Source organism: Paraburkholderia suaedae, assembly GCF_040812055.1.
Classification (GTDB): domain Bacteria; phylum Pseudomonadota; class Gammaproteobacteria; order Burkholderiales; family Burkholderiaceae; genus Paraburkholderia.
Map to the genome: position 1 here is coordinate 19,950 of NZ_JBFOAH010000036.1, position 18,545 is coordinate 38,494.

At 59.8% G+C, this 18,545-nt stretch carries 15 protein-coding genes and 3 pseudogenes; 7 read left to right on the forward strand and 11 right to left on the reverse strand.

Annotated elements, in window-relative coordinates; all coding sequences use genetic code 11:
- Window positions 1–67: 67 nt before the first annotated feature.
- The 8 genes and pseudogenes from ABQJ48_RS32420 to ABQJ48_RS37935 all read right to left on the reverse strand — a co-directional run.
- Window positions 68–1,114: a PEP/pyruvate-binding domain-containing protein gene (locus ABQJ48_RS32420; protein WP_367842019.1), complete on the reverse strand. Its 1,047-nt coding sequence runs from the start codon at window positions 1,112–1,114 to the stop codon at window positions 68–70.
- Between the two features lie 23 nt (window positions 1,115–1,137).
- A complete protein-coding gene (locus ABQJ48_RS32425) occupies window positions 1,138–2,967 on the reverse strand; it encodes a PEP-utilizing enzyme (RefSeq protein WP_367842020.1) in 1,830 nt (609 codons plus the stop codon).
- A 249-nt stretch (window positions 2,968–3,216) separates the two neighbouring features.
- Complete coding sequence (locus tag ABQJ48_RS32430; protein ID WP_367842021.1) at window positions 3,217–4,098, reverse strand: HAD hydrolase-like protein; 882 nt, start codon at window positions 4,096–4,098, stop codon at window positions 3,217–3,219.
- A gap of 8 nt (window positions 4,099–4,106) precedes the next feature.
- Window positions 4,107–5,600: a hypothetical protein gene (locus tag ABQJ48_RS32435; protein ID WP_367842022.1), complete on the reverse strand. Its 1,494-nt coding sequence runs from the start codon at window positions 5,598–5,600 to the stop codon at window positions 4,107–4,109.
- Window positions 5,597–6,958: an acetyl-CoA carboxylase biotin carboxylase subunit gene (locus ABQJ48_RS32440; RefSeq protein WP_367842023.1), complete on the reverse strand. Its 1,362-nt coding sequence runs from the start codon at window positions 6,956–6,958 to the stop codon at window positions 5,597–5,599. Before ABQJ48_RS32440 ends, ABQJ48_RS32435 begins: the two co-directional genes overlap by 4 nt.
- Window positions 6,955–7,470, reverse strand: a complete 516-nt coding sequence (accB, locus tag ABQJ48_RS32445) for an acetyl-CoA carboxylase biotin carboxyl carrier protein (RefSeq protein ID WP_367842024.1) — start codon at window positions 7,468–7,470, stop codon at window positions 6,955–6,957. The genes ABQJ48_RS32440 and accB overlap by 4 nt, the downstream gene beginning before the upstream one ends.
- Before the next feature lie 162 nt (window positions 7,471–7,632).
- Window positions 7,633–8,012: pseudogene (locus ABQJ48_RS37930) on the reverse strand (3-keto-5-aminohexanoate cleavage protein); the annotation flags it as partial.
- A gap of 81 nt (window positions 8,013–8,093) precedes the next feature.
- A pseudogene (locus ABQJ48_RS37935) lies at window positions 8,094–8,657 on the reverse strand (MFS transporter); the annotation flags it as partial.
- A 369-nt stretch (window positions 8,658–9,026) separates the two neighbouring features.
- On the opposite strand from ABQJ48_RS37935, the gene ABQJ48_RS32455 reads away from it, so the two are divergent.
- The 6 genes from ABQJ48_RS32455 to ABQJ48_RS32480 all read left to right on the forward strand — a co-directional run bounded on the left by ABQJ48_RS32455 (window position 9,027) and on the right by ABQJ48_RS32480 (window position 15,951).
- Entirely contained in the window at window positions 9,027–9,461 is a 435-nt protein-coding gene (locus tag ABQJ48_RS32455) for a hypothetical protein (RefSeq protein WP_367842025.1), read from the forward strand.
- A 46-nt stretch (window positions 9,462–9,507) separates the two neighbouring features.
- Window positions 9,508–10,398, forward strand: coding sequence for a beta-keto acid cleavage family enzyme (locus ABQJ48_RS32460; protein ID WP_367842026.1), 891 nt, complete (start codon window positions 9,508–9,510; stop codon window positions 10,396–10,398).
- Between the two features lie 181 nt (window positions 10,399–10,579).
- Entirely contained in the window at window positions 10,580–11,956 is a 1,377-nt protein-coding gene (locus tag ABQJ48_RS32465; RefSeq protein WP_367842027.1) for an MFS transporter, read from the forward strand.
- A 703-nt stretch (window positions 11,957–12,659) separates the two neighbouring features.
- Window positions 12,660–13,421 carry an SDR family oxidoreductase gene (locus ABQJ48_RS32470; RefSeq protein ID WP_367842028.1) on the forward strand — a complete coding sequence of 254 codons (762 nt, stop codon included), beginning with the start codon at window positions 12,660–12,662 and terminating at the stop codon, window positions 13,419–13,421.
- 171 nt (window positions 13,422–13,592) lie between these two features.
- Entirely contained in the window at window positions 13,593–15,488 is a 1,896-nt protein-coding gene (locus ABQJ48_RS32475; protein WP_367842029.1) for an FAD-binding monooxygenase, read from the forward strand.
- Between the two features lie 22 nt (window positions 15,489–15,510).
- A complete protein-coding gene (locus tag ABQJ48_RS32480; protein ID WP_367842030.1) occupies window positions 15,511–15,951 on the forward strand; it encodes a MarR family winged helix-turn-helix transcriptional regulator in 441 nt (146 codons plus the stop codon).
- Window positions 15,952–16,170: 219 nt separating this feature from the next.
- Here the strand turns inward: ABQJ48_RS32480 and ABQJ48_RS32485 are convergent, their stop codons facing one another.
- Complete coding sequence (locus ABQJ48_RS32485; protein WP_367842031.1) at window positions 16,171–16,584, reverse strand: acyl-CoA thioesterase; 414 nt, start codon at window positions 16,582–16,584, stop codon at window positions 16,171–16,173.
- Window positions 16,585–16,697: 113 nt separating this feature from the next.
- Here ABQJ48_RS32485 and ABQJ48_RS32490 point away from each other — a divergent pair, with 113 nt between their 5' ends.
- Window positions 16,698–17,450 carry a Crp/Fnr family transcriptional regulator gene (locus tag ABQJ48_RS32490; RefSeq protein WP_367842032.1) on the forward strand — a complete coding sequence of 251 codons (753 nt, stop codon included), beginning with the start codon at window positions 16,698–16,700 and terminating at the stop codon, window positions 17,448–17,450.
- On the opposite strand, the gene ABQJ48_RS32495 is transcribed toward ABQJ48_RS32490, so the two are convergent.
- Together ABQJ48_RS32495 and ABQJ48_RS32500 are read right to left on the reverse strand one after the other, a co-directional pair.
- Window positions 17,431–17,844 (reverse strand): hypothetical protein, encoded by a 414-nt coding sequence (locus ABQJ48_RS32495; RefSeq protein WP_367842033.1) that lies wholly within the window; start codon window positions 17,842–17,844, stop codon window positions 17,431–17,433. The genes ABQJ48_RS32490 and ABQJ48_RS32495 overlap by 20 nt on opposite strands.
- 86 nt (window positions 17,845–17,930) lie before the next feature.
- Window positions 17,931–18,176: pseudogene (locus ABQJ48_RS32500) on the reverse strand (IS6 family transposase); the annotation flags it as partial.
- Between the last annotated feature and the right edge of the window lie 369 nt (window positions 18,177–18,545).

Below are 18,545 nucleotides of genomic sequence, written 5' to 3' on the forward strand. Positions count from 1 at the left end.
CTTTTGGCGTAATTATCTCCCGTAGACGCAGGGTGAGGCCCACCGTATTGGGTGGAGGAACGGGCCGTCAGCGTGCTGCCGACATTACGCTGGAAGCAAATTGCATCAAGGCATCACGCGGTGCGTTCGCTTGCGGGGCATGCGAGGGAAGCACGGTGATGGGCCGGCATTGCAGCAAGACGATGTTGTCACCGGACGGCAAATCCCGATCGATTGCAAATTCAACGTCCTGCGGCGATTGATGCATGCGCTCGAGACGTTTGCCGATCTTGGCTAACGCAAGAACTTCGGCATCGTCCATGCATAAGCACGCGCGGCGCGCGGCATCGACCGGCGTCGGAACATCGTTAGTCAAGTACTCCCTATGCTTATCCCCGACTACACGCTCCAGCACTTGCCCCTCAATCTTGGCAACAACAAACCTGTCGGGTGTCACGTCACCACCAACTACACCAAGACCCAAGCCATAGGACGCCTCGATCACGACGCGCGAACGGTCTCCGGTGACGGGGCTGACGGTGAACATCACTCCGGCGGCTCTGGCGTTGACAGTTTTCTGAACGGCTACCGCCATGTCCACGGCCATAGGATCGATGTGATTTTTCCACGCATAGGACAAAGCTCGGGGGGAAAATGCGCTGGCCCAACATCGACGCAGGTGCAACTCGACTTCCTGAATACCGCGCATGCCGACAAAAGTTTCATATTCGCCAGCGAAACTGGCACCCGCAGAGTCTTCAGCGGTAGCGCTCGAGCGTACCGCTACCGAAACATTCGGCACCCGAACCGCGGTGCACAGGCCGTTGTAGGCCTCGGTCACCGCCAGCATCAGGTCGTCGGACAAAATGACTTCGTCAAACCATGCTTCGATGCAACGCGCGGCTTCGTCCAACGCATCAATGGAGTTGCGGTCCACGGTCGCAAGCACCCCACGAATGCGGTTGTGCAAGCCGCTGTGCTCAAGATACTGTCTGTAAGTGTCGGTGGTTACCGCAAATCCCGGCGATACGGCAATCCCTGCCTGCGTCATGACCGCCAGACCATGCGCCTTGCCTCCCACCAATCGCTTTTCCAAAGCCAGTTGATGCTCAAACGACACTATCAACATGCTCATCTCTGTCTCCTAGCTTGCGCCGTTCAGGCATTCAGCACGATAACCGTGCCTTTATGGCCATCAATGCGGATACGCTGTCCATTTTCAAGGCGTGCGGTGGCAAAGCCTGTGCTGACCACCGCAGGCATACCGTATTCGCGACACACAATGGCCGCGTGGCTCATCATGCCGCCGATGTCGGTGACCACACCCGAAACCACAGAAAAAGCCGATGCCCAGGAAGGCGCTGTAATCGCCGCCACGAGAATCTCACCAGGCTGCAACTCGCTGAGCTCATTCTCATGACGGATCACGCGCACAAATCCTTCGACCACACCAGGAGACGCGGGGATACCTTGCAGGCGCCCATTGCCGCCATCGCCGCTGGCCTGGCTTAGCCATTCCTGCACCCGCTCGGTTGTCACACCGTAGTTCATGATGGCGAAGGGGTCCGTCACTTCTGCTGGTGGCAACCCGTACGCGGGCGTCGCTGTGCGCGCGCGTAGCGCACTCATGATCTTGCGGCGCCGGGCGATTTCCTTCCGCCAATGCTCTATACCGCGAGGCGGCACACCTATGGCCCAGGACTCCACCAGATCGTGCAACGCCTGATCGAGTTCAAAACGGTTCAGATAGTACAGATCGCTCTCCGCCTCGAAGAAGCCGGCCTTCACGAATACGTCTGCTAACTCGCGGACCTTCTCCCAAAGCACCGAATGGGTCCAGTGCTCCACGTAGATATTGTGTTCTTCGATGTACGGAAAGACGTTTCGTGACAGCGCCAGCGCCTCATCAAACCGGACAGCCTCGGATGGCTCCAGCAATGAGCGGTACTCGAAGGCGATCTCGTCACGTTCTTCATGCAGCTTGCTGACTGGCCGATCGATTTGCTGGCCGGCCATAAGCAGCTCGATGTAACGGGCAATGCCTCGCAGCGGAATCGACAGGTTCTGATTCCAGGTTTCCTGGTCATGCAAGAACCCGTATTCGGCAAAGTAGTTGAACCAAGGTTCACGGACCGCCTCAAACTCGGCGAGCCAGAGTTCGCCATCAGGCTGCGAGCGGACATGCGCGAGAATGTCATCGGCACTTGCGCGGGTGAAAAGCGCTTCATGCAATTTCAGTTCGACCGCCCGTTTAGCCAGACGACGCAGTTCGTCATCTGGGCGGAACGCGATACCCTCTACACCTGCCACCATGCGGGCGATCGTCTGGTCCTGGATCTCAGGAAAGGCACGCTTGCAGAGGTCGAAGAACACCAGATAGGCCCCGTACCCGAGACCCAGCATCTCGAAGTGGTACTGCCAGACGACGAAAAATTCGTTAATGAGGCGATGGTAGTTCTCCACCAGATCCCACGATACTGAACGGCCGCGGCCTTCCAGCACTACCGCGACCGGTTCCACTTCAGGCAGCGAGTTGAACTTCAGCGACTTCATGCATTGCACGCTGGCAGTCATCTTGTCCTTCCAATTTGCGTACAATTGGTCCCAGTTCTTGTAATAGAATCCGGCGCGCTCTTGAAACAGTTTCAGTCTTTTTTCAACTTCTCCCAGGTCCGTTACCGGCAATGGACAAATGTAGACGTAGCCATTCACGATGCGCACGTCCAGACCGAGTGCTGTCGGCAGGACGATGCCGCGTGTACTGTTGACGCCGACACCGTAATACACGGCTTCCGCCCCAACGCTATCGAAGGGATGCACTGCACGCGACCAGTGCATCGAGTCCACGAACCAGAAGCGCTCATCCTCCGAGGTGCGGCCTTCTGGCTGCGACGTCAGGAAATATGGATACATGTGTTCCCAGCCTTCGGCACCTTCGGGGGCATCGGCCTCGTGGAAAAACTCGAAACGGTTCGATTGATGATTCATGGCTTTGTCTCCTGATATTTTGCGATCCGCTTAAAACTTCAGACGGAGGTGCACCACCCAACTGGCGGTCGAACCTGTTTGATTCTGTGGCGAAGCTGGAGTCTCCTGTTGATCGATTGATGCTTTCGGTAGCCAGATCACAATCACAGATGTCGTGATCAATCCCAAGGCGCGTGGTTGCTCGTTCTCATTTGATGAGAGGTTCTGCTGCAACGGCGCGTACCATTGCTTTACTTACATTCGCTACCCTCACGGCTGGATGGATTTCAGTTGCCGTATCAGCGCCCCTACATCGCGGCCGAACCAGTCGGGGCGTTGCTCCTGCGGAAGATCAGGTAGCGCGGTTTCCGGGGTGCCTCCGCTCAATACCAATACGCCCAGCGCGTCCATTTGGTGAGCAAGCTGTATTTCGATCGACGCCATATCCCCCACCACGACAAGGCGACGACCGGCGCCGCCGAGTCGTCGGCGCAACACTTCACCAATAGCGAACGAAGGCTTGCCGCACACCTTAGGCGCGACGCCAGTGACATGGGCGATCGCAGCCGCGATGGCGGACGAAGAAGCAATGGAGCGTTTGATGCCGCCGTGGAACCAGGGCGTGTCGACCGATACATACAAGGGAGCCCCGTGATCCACAATCGACAGGCAGGCGCCGTTAAGGGTCGTTGACTGGTAGCTGTCGGCTGCACCCACAACCACCACATCGGCGTTGGTGGCATCGGATGCAGCGAGCGTCAAGCCTTTTTCTTGCAAAGCCTCTTGCAAACCCGTATCACCGACCGCCAAAACCTTTCCACCCGGGTGATGCGTTGCGATATAGTCGGCGGCGGCGGTGGCCGCAGTCATCATTTCGTGATCACTGATGTCGAGTCCAATCTCACGCAGGTGACCGGCATAGGTACGTACAGGGCGCTGCGATGCATTGGTGCAGACCACAAAGCCCTTGCCATGACGACGCAGCCAGGCTAGTAGCTCGGCTGCGCCTTCGATGGCCTCGCCACCCGCGCCACCGGCCGTGCCGGTGCGCACCAGGCAGCCATCCACATCGAGTACCCAGCCGTCGGCCTGAACGAGTTGCTGGACCACGTTACGCGATGAAACAGGGGAGCTCTGCATATCCATCTTCATATTTCCTCTTATCGAGTTTCAACACGGCGGCCCGTCATCTCAAACGTGGCGCCCCCACAGTGGATGGAAATGGACAAGGGACCCTGTGGCGCGCTGAGAGCCGTCGCCAGTTCGCGTAGTCCGGATGAGCCGCCCGCTGAGACTGCGCGTTTCGCGCTAGCGCGTTCCGCCACCATCGCGGCGACCTGATCAGCCGGCATAAGCGCGCGCAGAAGCAGATCCTCATCACTGATGTCGCCACCAAAGCGGCGGCGCAATTCATCAAGCGAAGGCGGCTCACTCTCAGCGCTGGACTGACGATTACGCGCACGTGGCAATTGATGCACGCGGTCCAGCAATTGCGCGTTCACGATGCCAGGCATTGGGCCCCAGGCACCCAATAACATGTCGACCACTTCGTCGCTGATCTGTTTGTAGCGTTCGCCCGACATGACATTGAGCGCTGCCTGCGTGACGATGTACTGCGCGAACGGCGTAACGACGATAGGCCAGCCCAGATCGGCGCGGACTTGCTGCGCCTCCTCGATCACGGCTGGCATCAGATGAGCTTTACCCATCTCGGACAGCTGCCGCTTCGTCGTACTCAGTACACCACCGGGTATCGTGTTCCGATAATAGCTCTCGTCATAGACAGCAGGCTTTCCGGCAGGCAAGCCACGTAACGTCGCCTCGCGCTGCAGGCAATCGGAGGCTCGCTGCATCGCCTCCAGATCGACGTCGACCCGGTGACCGCGGGAACGCAGATTGGTCACCAGCTGAATGCCTGACGCATGCGATGGGCCGTCTGCTAGCGGCGGGAGCGCGCAATGCAGATGGGTGATGCCCATATCCGCCGCGCTCAGCAGGGTTAACGGCGCCAGACCGGTGTTGCAATGGGTATGCAGTTCACAGATCGGCTTGTGCCGGAGCCGCCCGCGTAGGGTGGGCACAAGCGTTTGCAAACGCTCCGGTGTCAGCAGACCGGCCGGATCCTTGATATAGATCGAATCGATCGCATCGCATTTGTCGAACTGCGCCACCTTTTCAGCGAAGTACGCATCGGTGTGCACGGGGCTTACCGTGTAGCAAATTCCGCCTATGACCTCTTCAAAGCCTGCGCGCTTCGCCATGCGCGCAGTCTCCATCGCCGACTCCATGTCGTGCATCGGATCAATGATCCACATGCGCGTGACGCCGTGACGACGCAGCAGGTCAAATGCCAGCTGGAACAGGTTAGCCGGGGTGCGCGAGAAGCTGATGAAGCGTTTGCCGGTGGTGAGAAAGCCCAGCCGGGTATCGGGCGCGCCGGCCCGCATCGCATCGAGTCGCACCCACGGATCCTCCTTCTGGTACCGCACCGCCGTCGCCAGCAAAGTGCTGGTAGCCACCTCGGCGGTGTGGTAGCCCACTGCGTTCATGAGCGGTGCGATGCGCTGAACCGTACTGGTACGTACACCTACTGCACCCCATAAGCTCTGGTTGCCATCGCGCAGGCTCACGTCGATCAGCTGAATCGCAGTCATGACTCACTCCCACAAAGTCGCGGCAAAGCATCTTCCAGCCACCGGGTCGTCACACGGTTGTTCACCACTTCTGGTGCGCTCAGGAGGGCCTTGAGCAAAGGCACGTTAGTTATTGGGCCTTCCACTTCGAGCCGCTCCAACGTGCGGCGCAGGCGTTCAAGGGCGGCAATGCGATCAGGCCCATAAGCGATCACCTTGGCCATCAGCGCGTCGTAGTACGGTGGGAACAGGTAGCCCTCGTACAGGTGGGTGTCCCAGCGCACGCCGCCCAAGGCCGGGGGACGCCATCTTGTCAGTCGTCCAGGCGACGGGCGTAGATACCGGGTCGGATCCTGCGCGGTGATCCGCAATTCCACCGCATGCCCGTCAATCGACACATCTTCCTGGCGAAGCCTCAGGGGCTCACCAAAGGCAATCAGCAGTTGTTCCCGCACCAGGTCCACGCCAGTGACCGCTTCCGTGACCGGGTGTTCGACCTGTACCCGCGGGTTCACTTCCAGGAAACACATGTCGCCCCGTTCGACGTCGTAGAGAAACTCCACCGTACCGAGGCTCACATAGCCAATCTGCCCGGCAATGCGCACTGCGTAGCCATGTAGTCGAGCCCGCGCATCGTCGGACAGGGCAGTACAAGGTGCCTCTTCGATCACTTTTTGGTAGCGATACTGGACCGAACACTCGCGCTCGCCCAGATGAATGCAGTGGCCGTGCGTATCACCGAGAATCTGGACTTCGACGTGCTTGGCGTTTTCCACGAAACGCTCGATGAACACCGTGCCGTCGCCAAAGGAGGATGCAGCTTCAGACGAGGCCAGTTCCCACGCCGCCATTAATTCAGAGGCGGCTTGCACGAGTTTCATACCGCGCCCGCCGCCGCCAAAGGCGGCTTTCACCAGTACCGGATAGCCGATGCGCGCGGCCAGTTCCAGCGCCTGCGCGCCGCTAGTCGTTTCTCCCCCGGGAGAAACCGGTACACCAGCGAGTTCGGCGACTCGACGGGCGCTCAATTTGTCGCCCAGAATCTCCAGATGCTCCGGGCGCGGGCCTACGAAAATCAAGCCATTCTCGCTGCACAGGCGTGCAAAATCCGCCCGCTCGGAGAGGAACCCGTAGCCCGGATGAACCGCGGTACACCCAGTGGCGACCGCCGCGTGCACCACGGATTCGGTGCACAGATAGCTCTCTGGCGCACGCGCAGGACCCAAAACTACTGTGCGCCCGGCACGGCGGGTTGCCAAGGTGTCGCGATCGGCCTCGGACACGCCTAGCACGGTATCGACGCTCAGCCGATCGCACGCCTCGATGATGCGCAAGGCAATTTCGCCCCGGTTTGCCACGAATACCTTGTGGCGGCTCATCGCGCCGCCTCTTCGCGAATGCTAAAAAGCAGCTGACCGAATTCGACCAGTTCCCCATCGTTGGCATGCACCCCCACGACGACGCCGTGTACACCCGCATGGACGGAGTTCATCAGCTTCATGACCTCGACGATACACAAGACCGTGTCGGGCTCTACCCGGTCGCCGACGCTTACGAATGCCCGTTCGCCCGGCTTGGGTGTGGTGTAGAACGTGCCCAGCATGGGTGCCTTGATCGCCACGGCGCCAGCGACAGGCGTCTGTGCGATGCTCTCCTCTGAGCGCGTTGTCGCCGGAGCCGCAGCGACGGTCGGAAGGGTAGCTGTCGCTGCGGCAGGCGGTACAGGCGCATTGGATAGGGTCGACGACATCGGCTGTGCGGATGCGTCCGGGCCAACGCCGCCACGGCGCACGTCAATGCGCACATCGCCCTTTTCGTAGCGGAACTGGGTGAAGTCCGCTTCTTTCAGAAGAGTCACTAGTGCGGCCAGCTCTGCAAAATCTATGTCCATGTATCGCCTCTGAATATCAACTCGGCAACTTACCGATGTGGTTTGCTTTATTCTTTCGGGGCAGTTTTGCCAGGAGGCGCAGTCGAGGCGAGTATGTGTCTCAACCCTCGCCAACGACGCCCCGCCGACAACTGCAGTGCCTACGCCCGCTTTGCTCCTGGTTTAGCCCGCCAGGCAGGCAGCGCTGACCTCTTCCCGCAGCGGGCGCAGCCCGATGATCTCCCGCGCCTCGGCCGGGGTGGCTGGTTCGTAGCCCATCTCACGCACCAGGCGGACGAGCCGCTCGACGAGTTGCACGTTGGTAGCCAGTTGCCCCTGCCTGTAGTACAGGTTGTCTTCCGGCCCCACGCGCACATGCCCCCCAGCAACAGCGAATTCATCGCGGCCGGTAGCTGTGCCGCGCCGATTGCGCTGACGTTGAAGACTGTGCGTGGCGGAAGGTGGTCGCCCATGGTCTGCAGCAGGCGTGGCGTATATGGCAATGCGCCCTGAAAGGCGTTCGCGCCTACGACAATATTGATGAAGTGTGAGTTGTCCGGAAGCATCCGGTAGAGAAAAGATCCCAGCAAAACGGTCGACAGTCCTTCGACGATGAGCATCTGCTGGCAGCCATGCATGACGTCGAGGCCTTCCATGTCGCTCATGATCATCCCCGACGGTTGACCTCCCAGAAGACACGTGGTCGGCATGCCGAACAGGAACAATTCCGTCACGCGGGTGCGACGCTGGCTCGGATAACAGTACGTGAGGTACAGGATGATTGCGGGGAAGAAGCCTCCCTCGAAGAGGCCCAGCATCAGTCGGATTCCCCTGACCTGCCAGGCTTCAGTGAGGAAAGCAGTCGCGGCGGACGTGAGACCCCAAAGCGCTATGGTCCTCAAGAAAGTGGGCCGCGCACCAAACTTTTCCAGCAACAGGTTGCCGGGCACCTCGAACTTCAGATAGGTGACGAAGAAGATACCGGCAACCAGCCCATACACAGTATCGGAGAACGTCAGGTCCTGCTTCATCTGGTGATGCGCGTACCCGATATTAATGCGGTCGAGAGACGCGAAGACGCAGGCGATCGGCCCGACCGGTATCACGTGCCAGCTGATTTCTTTGCAAACGCCGCTTTGCGCCGATCGGTGTGGCGAACTGCCGATGCCTGCGGTGGCGACTGCAGGCACCGTACGAGCAGGATTCATCGCGTGTCTCCTCGTCTTGTATGACACGCATTATTTCGGGTGCCCGCGTACACGACTGTCGCTAGAACGACAATTAGTGTCAGCGTAAACGCCAAGTCGTGGCCGCCCCTCCCGCAAGGGTGCAATACGGAGGCACCGTTGCGCCTGTTTCCCGTCACTGCGGGAGCCCGTATCACAGGCTGTCAGCGACCTCCTGGCGTTGGCTTGCTGGCCGTTCGGTGATTGCGCCTCTGGCGCAGTCGCCCGGACTCGCCACGGATTGCCCAAACGCCATGATGTTTACCCTGACCCCAACTGTCGGCCTATCGACAGTGACTTCCGTGGCGTCCAGAAATAATGTAGCCATGGCCATCACGACAGAGCCGCCCGATGAACCGCGCTCGCAGCGCTGCCCGCAAAGGCGGAAGGCACACGCTGTCCGCCGGCTCGTTTTGCAGAAGACACCGTCATCGCAAGATCAGCTGGCGTGCGCTGCCTGTCGTGCTGGGCGCATACGTGTTTGTACAGCTTGAACGCATCAATTTCGGCGATGCGCAAGCGCAGATGAGGGAGGATCTGGCCGTCTCAAATGCCATCTGTGAGTTCGGAGGCAGCATCCTCTTCTCAATCTGTTTCCCGTTCAGGCAAACCAGCAAGCCGCTGCCCGGCGAAGCAGCGCCGCAGGTTGGGGATTTGGCCTGGACCGTACGGACCATAGGCGGTATGCAGATGCTCCTTGCCCGGTCGAAGGGCGTAGTTTGGTTTGCCCACGAGAGGGGGCTGCCGCACACTAGCCGGAATACCGTAGCCGATTGTCCTACTTGAAGACACCACACTTTCTTGCTTCTTTCCTCCGCTGGAGATTGCAATCATGAGCACACCAAAAGTCATTGTGACCGTCGCCCCGACCGGCGGCATGGCCAACAAGAAGATGAATCCGAACCTGCCGACTCAACCGCAGGAGATCGCCGACGATACCTACCGTTGTTACAACGCTGGTGCCAGTGTTGTTGCAGTCCACGCGCGGCGCCCCGACGACGAAGCCACCTGCGAACCCGCAATTTACAGCCGCATCAACCGCCTGATCCGCGAGAAGTGCGACATTATCCTGAACAATTCCACTGGCGGCGGCATCAACGGCGACATGGTGCGCGAGTTAGATAACGGCCTGTGGGAGATCCAGTGGGAAGAGCGCCTGAAAGGCATGCAGGGTGATGGCGTCGAAATGTGCACACTCGATGCCCAGACGGTGATCGCCAGCTTCGGGGGCAAGGAGATTCTGGTAGCGACCCCACCCTCGCGCATTCGTCAGATTGCCGAAATGATGAAGACGCGAGGCATTAAGCCAGAGTGGGAAGTGTTTGGCCTCGCCGACATCGTCCAGGATGTTCAGCGGGCGATTAATGAGGGGCTCGACGACGCGCCGCACTTCATCAATATCGTCATAGGTGCCAACGCCTTTCAGGGCGCGTTGCCCTACACACCTCGCCTGTTACAGACAATGGTGGACCACCTGCCGCGCAACACGGTTTTCAATGTGAGCGCAATCGGCGCGGCGCAGCTCCCGGCCGCGATGAATTCGCTCCTTCTGGGCGGCCATGTGCGCGTCGGTCTCGAAGACAATCTGTATTACAGGCAGGGTGAACTGGCCACCAATGTTCAACTGGTCGAGCGGCTCGTTCGCCTGGTACGCGAGATGGGCTACGAGCCGGCAACCGCTACCGAGGCGCGCGAGATCATCGGGCTGCCGCAGTTGCGATAACCGTGCACTGTACATGAAGGAATGCTGCCCGGTGCGCTCCCTGCATAGACGCAGATTCGTCGCGTAAGGCAGACAAGATCAGTGTTGGCCCCTAAAAAACAAACAATGCATCGGGGCAAACATCCTATGGAGATAAAGTGGAGCGCGTGCCGGCCCGGACGGGCTCCCTGGAGGACTAGACATGAACGAAACTACCCTGCGTTCAGGCGGCCCTGCCTGCCCGATCGCGAAAATTGAAGACGCAACGTTTGCACGGATCACACGGCGGATCATCCCGCTCGTCTTTATTGCGTATCTGCTCGCCTATCTGGACCGGATCAACATCGGTTACGCCCAGTTGCAGATGAAAAGCGCACTCGACTTTTCGGACGCGGTGTACGGCTTTGGCGCAGGCGTGTTCTTCATCAGCTATCTGTTGCTCGAAATTCCCAGCAATCTGCTGTTCGAGCGGATCGGTGCCCGGCTCTCTTTCCTGCGCATCATGGTGCTCTGGGGCGCAGCATCCGTGGCGATGATGTTTGTACGCACGCCAATGCATTTCTATATCCTGCGCTTTCTTCTCGGCGTATTCGAAGCCGGGTTTTTCCCCGGCGTCATTCTTTACCTGAGCTACTGGTATCCAAGCGCCCAGCGCGCAAAGGTAACCGGTCTCTTCCTCTTCTCGCTGCCAGTCGCCGGTGTGCTGGGCGGCCCATTGTCCGGCTGGGTCCTCGGAAATATGAATGGCCTCGGGGGACTGGGTGGCTGGCAGTGGTTGTTTCTGCTTGAGGGGCTGCCCTCCATCGTATTTGGCATCGTCTGGTACTACCTGTCGTCGAATGGTCCCAACGACGCGCGCTGGCTGAGCGCCGAAGAGAAGCAGATCGTCACTGCATCGCTTTCAGCCGATGAAGCCGCATCGACTGGTCACGGTCGCCTGAAAGACGCATTTGCGGATAAGCGCGTTTATGTTCTCGGTATGATCTTCTTCACCAACTTTTGCGGCGTGTACACGTTCAGCTTCTGGTTACCCACCATCATCAAATCGATGGGCGTGAGCGACGTGGCACATATCGGTGCACTGTCGCTGATTCCTTACGCATTCGGTGCGCTGGGCATGCTGCTGATCTCTCGCAGTTCCGACGTATCTCGCGAGCGCCGCCTGCACATCGCGCTTCCGAGCATTGTTGGCGCACTTGCGCTATCGGGCAGCACCGTCATTTCAACATCATTGACGCTTTCATTGATCATGCTGTGCGTCGCAGCGTTTAGCATCATGGGCGCAGCCACCGCGTTCTGGGCGGTACCGCCGACCTATCTCACGAACAAGGCCCGTGCGCCGGGCATTGCGCTCATCAGCTCGCTCGGCGCGCTCGGTGGCTTCGTCAGCCCGACGCTGATTGGCATTGTCAGGACCTATACCGGCAGCCTGACTAACGGCCTGTATTTCATGAGTTTTCTGCTTTGCGTCGGCGCGCTGATGGCGCTGGTTGCATTGCCGGCGGACGCGCTGCGCGTTGGACGGCTTCCGGACAGCAAAGGCGAACCGCTCCCGCATACCGACGGACTGGCCGGATAGTGGCGACCTATTACCACAACGGATCGTGAACCCTACGTGCTCTTGCACATCGCGACGACACTCAAAGACAGGATCTTTCGACATGACGACCGGCTAGTTGTCGGCTATGCGCGGTTCGCCGCAATCGCAAACCTGGTCGACGAGGCGTTCTGGTGGCGCGGCCGGGTGTGAGCGAGCTTGCGCTGCTACCTGCAAGCAGGCGGGTGGCCGCGGAGCGACGGTCGCACTGTGCAACTTGAAAAACACGGGAGCCCGCCTCCGGGCGCGCTCGAAGGAGACATCATGAACGCTGGATCCACGCTTCACTTTCCCCCCGCAATTCGCATCGTCGAGCGTGGCAAGATCGTTTCGGCCCGTGAGGCAGTCCGCCTGGTCCGCCCGGCACGCGTATTCGGAGATGGTCACCTGGCTGGTGAACAACCTGTATGCCGGCGTCACCCGATACGCGACAAGCAGCTTCCTCAGACTGAAGCTTGGCGACGCGGTCTTTCGCCACATATCTACGACAGTCCGAAGGAAGCATGCGAACACGCCGGGCGTCAGCGGCCTTCGAACGACGATATACCGGGCAAACGCGAACAGTAGCGTGGCGAGTCCGGCAAGAACGTATGAGCAGCGTGCCCCGTTGCCACTCACGGCGAAGGTCGGGCAACTACATTCACACGGCAGCTCATTGACGACCATTAACTAAGGAAACGACGAAATGATCAAGCAACGGGTTTTGGTTACGGCCGGCGCCGGAGGCATTGGGAGAGCCGTCACTCATGCGTTCGCATCGAGGGGGGCCGAGGTGTTCGTTTGCGATATTGACGCGACCGGTCTTGATGCGCTTGCGCTAGAGATCAATGGCGTAAGGACCGCAGTGTGCGATATGTCCATCCGCGAGGACATCGAGAAGATGATGTCCGTGGCCACCCAGGCGCTGGGTGGACTCGACGTGCTGGTCAATAACGCCGGGATCTCTGGGCCGACGGCATCAACAGACTCGCTCAGCCCCGAAGACTGGGACCGCGTCTTGCGCGTGAATCTCACCGGCACTTTCGAAGTGACTCGCCTGGCCATTCCTCATCTGAAGAAGTCGTCGGCAGGAGCGATCATCAACATGTCGTCCGCGGCAGGCCGGTTCGGCTACCCGAACCGGATCGCCTATTCGACGACGAAGTGGGGGCTCATCGGTTTTACCAAAACGCTTTCGATGGAATTGGGCGCTGACGGCATTTGCGTCAACGCAATCCTGCCGGGTGCGGTGGACGGCCCACGCTTTCAGCAAGTCCTCGCAGGCCGTGCGCAACAGGCGGGCCAAACGCTCGCGGAAGCGACGACCGCCGCATTGTCAAAGCAGTCGATCAAGCGCCTTGTCAATCCTGAACACATTGCCGATCTGGCGGTGTTTCTAGCCTCCGAAAGCGGGCGATCAATTTCGGGTCAAACGCTGCCGATCGATTGTGATCTGCAAAGTAACTGAAGGAAAGCAGGCGTGAGGAGGGTCGGCTGCCTCACACGTACTACCGCATCCAATACGAACCGTAAGCACCCCAGGGTAAACAGCCACACGCCCTCTAAACTCTTCATAATAGTTGGTGTACGGAGTATATTTGTACTCAAGCTGACATGACCCAGAACGGAGGAAGACATCATGCAATTTCATCTCAACGGTTTCCGCGCCGGTGACCCCTCGATCGATCCTGTTGCCGACCGCGTGCACGGCCCGGAGATGCCTGAAACGGTCGACGTCCTGATCGCCGGCAGCGGTCCCGCGGGACTCGTGCTTGCCGCCCAGTTATCGCAATTCCCGGCAATCACGACCCGCATCGTGGAGCGCCGCGCCGGGCCACTCCTGATGGGGCAGGCAGATGGAGTCGCATGCCGCACCGTCGAGATGTTCAACGCGTTCGGACTCAGCGAGCGTTTGCTGCGCGAAGCATACTGGGTCAACGAGACCGTCTTCTGGCGACCGGACGCTGACGATCGCGGCGCGATCAAGCGTACAGGACGTGTTCAGGATACCGAAACGGGTCTTTCAGAATTCCCGCATGTCATCGTCAATCAGGCACGTATCCAGGACTATCTGCTGGATGTGATGCGTCAGTCCGCTCGCCGGCTCGAGCCGGATTATGACCTTGAAGTCGTGGCCGTCGAACGCGACGATGTAGGCGAGTATCCTGTGCGGGTCACATTGCGCCGCACCGATGCGCCGCAGCTCGGCGAAGAAGTCACCCTGCGCGCCCGCTACGTAGTGGGTTGCGACGGCGCCCGCAGTCAGGTACGGACCGCCATCGGGCAAACGTTGCGCGGCGATGCAGCCAATCATGCATGGGGCGTGATGGACGTGCTTGCCGTCACCAACTTCCCTGATATTCGACTCAAAGCGGCCATTCAGTCTGCCAGCGAGGGCAATCTGCTCATCATTCCTCGCGAGGGCGGGCATCTCGTGCGCTTCTACGTCGATCTGGGAGACGTGACGCCGAACAACCGCGACACCCTCAAGCAGATCACTGTCGATCGCATCATCGACACCGCGCAGCGGATACTGCATCCCTATTCGCTGGACGTGAAGGAAGTCGCGTGGTTCTCGGTGTACGAGGTGGGACAGCGTTTGACCGACCGCTTCGACGATGCTCTCGCGGCCGACGCAAGCGAGCGCGATCCCCGCGTGTTCATCGCCGGCGACGCCTGCCATACGCACAGTGCAAAAGCTGGCCAGGGAATGAACGTCTCAATGCAGGACGGGTTCAATCTGGGCTGGAAACTGGGTGCGGTCTTGCAGGGGCGCGGTGACGCCACGCTGCTGCGCACCTATTCCAACGAACGCCAGCCCGTCGCGCAGGAACTGATCGATTTCGACAAGGAGTGGTCGGCCATGATGGCCGCGCCGCCCAAAGATCACAGCCGGCCCGAGGCGGGCGGAGTCGATCCTGCCGAGTTGCAGGCGTACTTCGTGCGCGCCGGCCGGTACACGGCGGGGGTCGCCACCCGTTACCGCCCGGGCATGCTCACGGGCGAGGCGACGCACCAGGCGCTCGCCCGCGGCTTCACGATCGGTACGCGATTCCATTCGTCGCCGGTGATCCGCGTGGCCGATGCCAAGCCGGTCCATCTCGGGCACGCTGCGCGGGCGGACGGTCGCTGGCGGCTGTACGCCTTCGCTGACGCCGATCGGAGCGCGTTGCATGCGCTGTGCGAACATCTGACAGCCGCGCCGGATTCCATTTTGCGGCGCATCACGCCCAAGGACGCCGACCCTGACAGCGTACTGGATCTGCGCGCGGTGCTGCAGCAAGCCCATGAGGAAGTACGCCTGGAAGAATTGCCCGGCCTGTTGCTGCCGCGCAAGGGCCGCTACGGACTCGTCGACTACGAGAAGGCATTTACTAGCGACGCAGCGACTGATATCTTCAACGAGCGCGGCATCGACCGCGAACGGGGCGCGCTGATCGTGGTCCGTCCAGACCAGTTCGTCGCGCATGTTGTGCCGCTGGACGCCTACGCCGAGCTGACTGCGTTCCTGCAGCCAATTTTCCGGACGAAGTAATACTGCGCGGAACACCACGAAATTGCGGACCCCATTCGACGACTCCGATTCGCTTGCCCGCTACACGGGAAGTCTGGTACGCCGTGCCCAGCAGCGACACATGGCGGTATGGCTCAGTGAGGTTTCGGCTGAGGTGACGAGCGTGCAGTACGCGGCGCTCGTCATGCTGAAGCAGATGCCCGGGGTCAACCAGCGGCAGCTCGGCGATGAACTGGACCTGGACCGCTCCACCATCGCCGACCTGGTTGCCCGGATGGTGCGCAATGGCCTGATTGAGCGGACGGACGACCCGGCCGACAAGCGCAGCTACGTTCTGTTCCTTACCCCGGAAGGAAGAAAGCAGCTCGCGACGCTGCGTCCGCGCGTGGAAGCGGTCGAGCGCATCCTCACCGCTGCGCTGACTCCGCAGGAGAGTTCGGAACTGCGACGCCTGCTCTCGGCCTTGCTGTCGGAGCGCGCGTAGCGCGCCTGCCCGTGGTCGCGTTCGGGAGGGCCGGCTCAACTCGATACTTCCAGCGCGATGTTTGAATGGATCCGGGTCGCGGCCTGGACATCGAGCGCTCAGCATTCGAGGCAAGATAGACGGGGGCGGCGACGCATGTGCGATCGCCGACCCCTTCTGATTGACTGGTTGACCAGGGCTGCAACTTCTTTCTGCGCGAATCAGACTTGCGATTGCAGATCAGGCGCAGGCGGCACGGATGAACTCAGGCACCGGGACCGCTTTTAGCCGACCATCTGCTTCCCGAATGCACAGCGCGCGTGTTTCCCGGCCCTCGCAGACAAGGGTCTCGCCACGCATGATGCGGTGACGCTGGATGAATACCTTGCCGCGCCACTCTTCGATTTCCGTATGGACTTCGAGACTCTCGCCATGGGTAGCCGACGTATGGAAGCGGGTATGAATTTCCAGCAGCGGCGCACCAATGCACTGCGGCAACTCCTTCAACGCATGCCACGCCGCCAGACCGCACTGCCTGAAATAGTGGTGTGAGGCTGCGTCCATCCAACGTGAGAAATTTGGGAAGAAGACAATGCCTGCCGGATCGCAATCGCCGAAGTGAACCTCGACGTGTAAGATGATTTCCTTGCTCATGATCCCATGCTCCAGTTTCCATTTCGATCATTATTCAGGTGGTGCGCCAGTGGCACTGTCAATCCGACGACACTCGGTGTCAGTGTTTATACGCACATAGTCAGGAGACGAGGATGACTCGACCACTGCAGTTAGTAGCCCCGTCGCTCACGCTTGACCAATTGTTGGCCGAGTCGCCCTGGTTCATGTCGTTGGACGAGTCGGCGCGGCGTCAGGTACGCGCTGACGCTTCGGAGCGCTCCATCGCCATGGGCCAGTCGCTGGGCCATCACGGCGATCAACAGCACGTATGGTTCGGGATGCTCGAGGGGCTGATCAAGTGGTCGATCACCGCACACGACGGACGCGCAGTGACACTGGGTGGCCAGTCGGTAGGCAGCTGGTTTGGAGAGGGCACGCTGATTCGCAAAACGCCGCGTCAGTCCGACCTTATTGCACTGCGAGACAGCCGGGTCGCACAGATCCCTCTGGGAACCTTCGACTGGCTGCGCCGCCATCAACCGTCCTTCAACGAATTCCTGCTGATGCAGGTGAATGAACGCCTGCACTGGTTCATGGGTAACGTCGCCGCGCACGGACTGCTTGATACCGACAGTCTCGTGGCGAGAGCGCTAGTGGGCATGGTGCATCCGCTGCTAAACCCTCGTGGCGAGCGCCACTTGCAACTGTCGCAGGAAGAACTCGCCAACCTGGCTGCGGTGTCTCGCCAGACCTGCAATAAGGCCATAATGCGTTTCAAGGATGGCGGCCTCGTGCGCACCGAATACGGCGGACTTGTCGTACTCGATCTATCAGGGCTGCAGGCGCTTGCGCAGCAGCTTACTTCCGTGGAACGCAAGCTTTCTGTCAATCCGGATGCGCGATAGCATCGGGACGGGCCGGCGTGAATGGATAATCATGCCGTTGCTGAACATCAACAAGACGCGTCGAGAGATCAAGCGTAGTCGCAACCGTACCGAACTGCGTCACCATACGATCCAGAGCCACACACACAGTTCGATAGATCCACACCCCGAAAACAATTGCTGCCCCCCCTGCACCCAAGGTCGCGACAACCTGCACCGTCGTCACTAAACGATCGATAGGACGCGCATGGGATCCCACGCTCAGAAGGCCGTATCCACCTGCACTACCAAGGAGTAGCATGAGGATGGCACATGAGCCAAAGGCAAACGCCAGCTTGAATCTGACAGTGAGAACGATATCTTGCATTTGCATTTGCAATTGCAATTGCAATTGCAATTGCAATTGCAATTGCAATTTTTGCTCTTATAGGTTTGGAAACTGCCTTTCAAACACGAAGAAGGTCAGGGAGTGAGCGTCTCAAAACAACGTCTTTGCGCGGCCGTCGCCAACACTTCGTCCGGATGCCACGCGGTGCCGGGCTTACGACGCGCAGCCTTGGCGCGATGCGCAAAGCCCGCGCCGAATTTATCGCACCAGCGCCGAATCGTTTCGTAGCTCACGACGACCCCACGCTCGAACAGCAACTTTTCGATATCCCGAGGGCTCAACTGAAACCGGAAGGCAGTATGACTTTGCGTGAGGCAAGGGCTGACCCACCGTGGGGAAACTGAACGCGGGTTAGTCAGTATTACTTCGTGAGGCAAGGGCTGGCCTGCCGAGGGAAACAAACGCGGGTTAGCATCGCTGCCAGAGCCTCACGGTGTGGACGGTGCCACACCCGGCGATTTTCACCGCGGAGATGGTATGGACGCCTCCCTCCCGCGTCGAGACCGAGGGGCCGCAAGAACGACGGAGCCCTCGCTGTACCCGACGGCATCAGAGTGCCAAATCTATGGTCCACCCCATTTTTGCAACCCTGATCTTCGATGGCGAGTTGGCTTGCTTAAATCTATTCGGCGTCATTGTGGAGATTGCTTCCCGCGCCACGATGAGATTCGCGCCTGACGATCCTTAACAGTGGATCGGCCTCGAAAAGCCTCTTTGGCACTCAGGGT